Below are 4407 nucleotides of genomic sequence, written 5' to 3' on the forward strand. Positions count from 1 at the left end.
CGGCACCGCCGGACTGCTCACCGTCGCCGCCCTCGGCATCGCCCTGCTGCTCCTCCTCATCATCAAGGCACGGCTCCAGCCGTTCGTCGCCCTGCTCGCCGTCTCCATAGCCGTCGGCCTCATGGCCGGCCTGTCCGTCACCGAACTCTTCGGCACCGTCCAGCGCTCGGACGCCGTCTCCACCATCGAGTCCGGCATGGGCGGCATCCTCGGTCACGTCGCCATCATCATCGGCCTGGGCACCATGCTCGGCGCGATCCTCGAAGTCAGCGGCGGCGCCGAGGTGCTGGCCTCCCGGCTGCTGAACCTCTTCGGGGAGAAGCGCGCCCCGCTCGCCATGGGCCTGACCGGCCTCATCTTCGGCATCCCGGTCTTCTTCGACGTCGGCATCTTCGTCCTCGCGCCGATCGTCTACGCGGCCGCCAAGAGAAGCGGCAAGTCGATCCTGCTCTACTGCCTGCCGTTGCTCGCGGGCCTGTCCATGACCCACGCCTTCCTGCCCCCGCACCCCGGCCCCGTGGCCGCCGCGGGCCTGCTCCACGTGGACCTCGGCTGGGTCATCCTCATGGGCGTCGTCTGCGGCATCCCGGCGGTGCTGGCCGCCTGGGCGTACTCCGCGTGGATCGGCCGCCGCATCTTCGTGCCCGTCCCGCAGGACATGGTGGAGGCCGCGGAGGAGGCCAGGCGCGCCGTACTGGACGAGCGGCGCGCCCCGCGCGAACAGCCCGTCGCGCTCGGCACCGTCCTCGCCATCATCGGTACGCCGCTGGTCCTGATCCTCGCCGCCACGTTCTCCTCGATCGCGCTGGAGCCCTCCACCCCGCGCTCGGTCATCGAGTTCTTCGGCCACCCCTTCGTGGCCCTCACCCTGGCCCTGCTCCTCGCCTACTACGTCCTCGGCGTCCGCCGCGGCTGGTCCCGCAAGTCCCTGGAGACGGTGTCGACGTCCTCGCTGAAGCCGGTCGGCAACATCCTGCTCGTGGTCGGCGCGGGCGGGGTCTTCGGCGCCGTCCTCAAGGCCAGCGGCGTCGCCCAGGCCCTGTCGGACACCTTCAACGACGTGGGCCTGCCGGTGCTCGTGCTCTCCTACCTGATCTCCCTGGTGCTGCGGGTCGCCCAGGGCTCGGCCACCGTCGCCATCGTGACCACGGCCGGCATCGTCGCCCCACTGCTCGCCGAGGGCGACCACTCCCAGGCCTTCGTCGCCCTGGTCATCATGGCCATATCCGCGGGCTCCATCTTCGCCTCGCACGTCAACGACGGCGGTTTCTGGATCGTCGCCAAGTACTTCGGGATCAGCGAGCGGGACACCCTGAAGACCTGGACCGTACTGGAGTCGGTGCTGTCGCTGGCCGGGTTCGCGGTGGCGGCGGTGCTCAGCGTGTTCGTCCAGGGAGTGTGACGACACCCCCTAGGTACGGGCGTGCGGGAGAGGCTGGCTGTTGCCCGCACAGCTCCGTCGTCCATACTTCCGGCGTGGAGCAGCGCATAGGACCCAGCATTCAGCCCCTGCAAGGCGCCGCGGCCGACCCGGCGTTCGTCCCCGGCATCACGGGCCCGCGCCCTGACGAGCCGGAAGAGTCGGCGCCGGCGCCCGAGTCGGAGCCGGAGAAGGCCGTGGCCGAGGAGGAGACGGCCGTGGCCGTGGCGGAGACCCCGGAGGAGGCGGTCGCCGAGGCGGAGGAACTCCCCGTCGACGGCCCCGTCTTCGAGGCCGCCGACCGGCGCGCCCGGATCGTCGCCGACGCGCGCGGCGTCCGCCTCAGTCTCGACGAGGAGGCGTGCGAGTTCCGCTGGGACGAGATCGGCGCCGTGGAGACCGCGACGGCCCGCTTCGGCAGGCGGTTCACCGTCACGGTGCACACCCCTGACCGGCGCTGGTACCCGATCGAGATCGAGGCGCCGGCCAGGGCGCGCTTCAAGGAGTGGGAGTCACAGCTGGACGCGGTGCTGGACGCCTACTTCGAGGACGGCGAGAGCGCGGGCGAGGACGCCTAGCAGTACTGGGCTTCCTTGCCGATCGACCGGTACATGCAGTCCGCGTTCTCCAGCAGTTGCAGGACCGCGTCCCGGTTGCGTGAGGTCTCCCGCTCGATCACCTCGTCGGGCGGGTAGAACCCGCCCCCGGAACTGGACCTCGGGTACATCTCGAAGGTGTATCCGAAGATCTTGTGCACACCCCAGAGGTAGTCGTCGATCGACCCGTCGGTGATGTACAGGTCGCTGGACTGCTCCGGGGTGTAGCCGTTGCTGGCGGCCATCTTCTGCCCGACGGCCGCGAACGCGTTGCGGTCGTCGGCGGTCATGCCGGTGGTGGTGTCGGAGTAGGTGTAGCCGAACGGCCACAGCACCAGCTCGCTGTAGGTGTGGAAGTCGATTCCCGCCGTGATCTGCTGCTTCCCGCCGACGACCCGGCTGCGCACGAAGTCGGAGACGACCTTGACCTCCTTCGCGGACTCCGGCGCCGAGCCCCGGTAGGTCTCGGAGGAGGTGGACCCGGAGGAGCCGCCGCAGCAGCCCCAGCGGTAGTTCCAGTTGCGGTTGAGGTCCGTGCCGACGTACGACGAGCCCGAGTTGGGCTGCCGGTTCTTGCGCCAGGAGCGGTAGGAACCGGACGCGATGTCGTACTCGCCGCCGTCCGGGTTGAGGTCCGGGATGATCCATGTCTCGCGGTTGTTCACCACGTTGGTGACCCGGGAGTCGGTGCCGTAGTCCGAGGTCAGCTCGCGCAGCAGGTAGAGCGCCATCTCGACGGTCAGGTGCTCGCGGGCGTGCTGGTGGTGGGTGAACAGCACCTCCGGCTCGGACTCGTCCGCGGAGACGTTGTCGCTGATCTTGATCGCGACGATGTTGCGGCCCTGGTACGAGGTGCCGATCGTGCGCTGGCTCGCGATGGACGGGTTGGCCGCGACGATCGAGTTGATCTCGGCCGTCATCTCCGCGTAGTTGTGGTAGCGCGAGTCGGCCGACGGGAAGTCGTAGAGCCGGACGTCGTCCGCCGCGCCCGACCGGTCGGGCGCGGCGTTCAGCGCGGTGACGTCGTAGCCGAGCGCGCGCAGCGTGCGGATCTGGTCGGCGCGGCCGGAGACGACCACGCCGTGCCCGTGGACCTCGTCCACGGAGACACCGGCCCGTTGGAGGGCGGTGCGGTCCTTCGCCGTCGAGTGCAGATGGACCTCGTACTGGCGGATGTCGTCCGCCGAGGCGGCCGGTTTGGCCGCGCTGTCGGCGGTGGCGTCGGTGGCCGTCGCCGATATCGGGGCCGCGAGGGCGAGGGCCAGCAGGGCGGCGAACGCGGCGGTGCGTCTGCCGCCGCGGGCGCCTCGGCCACCGGTGTCCCGGCTGCTGCGGGCGCCTTGGCCGCGGATGCGAAGTCGCATGAAGTCTCCTTGGATCTCCAGGGATTCCGGGGTCTCCGGAAGGGGGGAGTGGAGCTGTGGGGGTGGTTCTCCGGTGCGACGTACGGCGTGCTGGACGTACTGGTGCGGGTGTGGCGCTCATGGTTGAGCCGATGGCATGAGCAGGTCAATAGTGCGTCCGGGGGGGATGGCCTGAACCAGGCGGAAAACGGCCGCGCAGTGTACGCGCGGCGGCCCCCACCGGTGCCCGCACCGGCAAAGTGCACCCACGGGTGTGAGCGACAGGTGCATATATGTGGCAGCCAAGGGAGAGTGAAGGTCTGCTTCACCGGGAGCCACGGGACCGCCGACTCCCCGCTCACACCCAGAGGACAGGCTGATCATGGGCGGATCAGCGCCACGACCGGACTGTCACCTGCCGGTCGAGACGACCAGCTTCGTCGACCGGCGGGACGAACAGGCCGAAGGCCGCGAACTGCTGGCCCACGCCCGGCTGGTCACCCTGACCGGACCCGGCGGCGTCGGCAAGACACGTCTCGCCGCCCGGATCGCGGCCCGCGTCGCCCGCGCCTTCCCCGACGGCGTGCGCTTCCTCCACCTCTCCGGACTCCACGACCCCGCCCTCGTCCCGCTCGCCGCCGCCGACGCCCTCGGCCTGCACGACCACTCCGCCCAGCCCCCGCTCGACGCCCTCGCGGAACAGGTACGCGACCGGCGCCTGCTGCTCGTCGTCGACAACTGCGAACACCTGCTGCCCGCCTGCGCCGACCTCGCCGCCGCCCTGCTGCGCGGCACCACCGGCGTACGCCTCCTCGCCACCAGCCGGCACCGCCTCGGCCTCACCGAGGAACACCTCATGGACGTACGCCCGCTGCCCGTCCCCGACCCCGACGGCGACCTCTCCGCCGCCGACGTCGGCCCCGCGCTCACCCTCTTCGCCGACCGCGCCGCCGCCGTCGACCCCGGCTTCCGCCTCACCCCCGCCAACCGGGCCGCCGTCGCCCGCCTCTGCCGGCGCCTCGACGGACTGCCCCTCGCCATCGAACTC

Annotated in this window: 4 protein-coding genes; 3 read left to right on the forward strand and 1 reads right to left on the reverse strand. The window is 70.9% G+C overall.

Annotated elements, in window-relative coordinates:
- Positions 1-1402, forward strand: a 1402-nt coding sequence (locus CCN42_RS17775) for a GntP family permease (protein WP_086736913.1), incomplete at its 5' end; no start/stop codon positions are given.
- A 74-nt stretch (positions 1403-1476) separates the two neighbouring features.
- Positions 1477-1998 carry a hypothetical protein gene (locus tag CCN42_RS17780; RefSeq protein ID WP_086736915.1) on the forward strand — a complete coding sequence of 174 codons (522 nt, stop codon included), beginning with the start codon at positions 1477-1479 and terminating at the stop codon, positions 1996-1998.
- Here the strand turns inward: CCN42_RS17780 and CCN42_RS17785 are convergent.
- Complete coding sequence (locus CCN42_RS17785; RefSeq protein ID WP_086736917.1) at positions 1995-3380, reverse strand: M14 family metallopeptidase; 1386 nt, start codon at positions 3378-3380, stop codon at positions 1995-1997. The two genes, CCN42_RS17780 and CCN42_RS17785, sit on opposite strands and share 4 nt — an antisense overlap.
- Positions 3381-3741: 361 nt before the next feature.
- On the opposite strand from CCN42_RS17785, the gene CCN42_RS17790 reads away from it, so the two are divergent.
- On the forward strand, positions 3742-4407 hold a 666-nt coding region (locus CCN42_RS17790; RefSeq protein ID WP_158102100.1), incomplete at its 3' end, for an ATP-binding protein.

This window comes from Streptomyces glaucescens (assembly GCF_002154375.1).
GTDB lineage: Bacteria > Actinomycetota > Actinomycetes > Streptomycetales > Streptomycetaceae > Streptomyces > Streptomyces glaucescens.

Coding starts and splice junctions, on each gene's coding strand:
- CCN42_RS17785 (WP_086736917.1), bottom strand. CDS start 3,380: ATGCGACTTCGCATCCGCGGCCAAGGCGCCCGCAGCAGCCGGGACACC.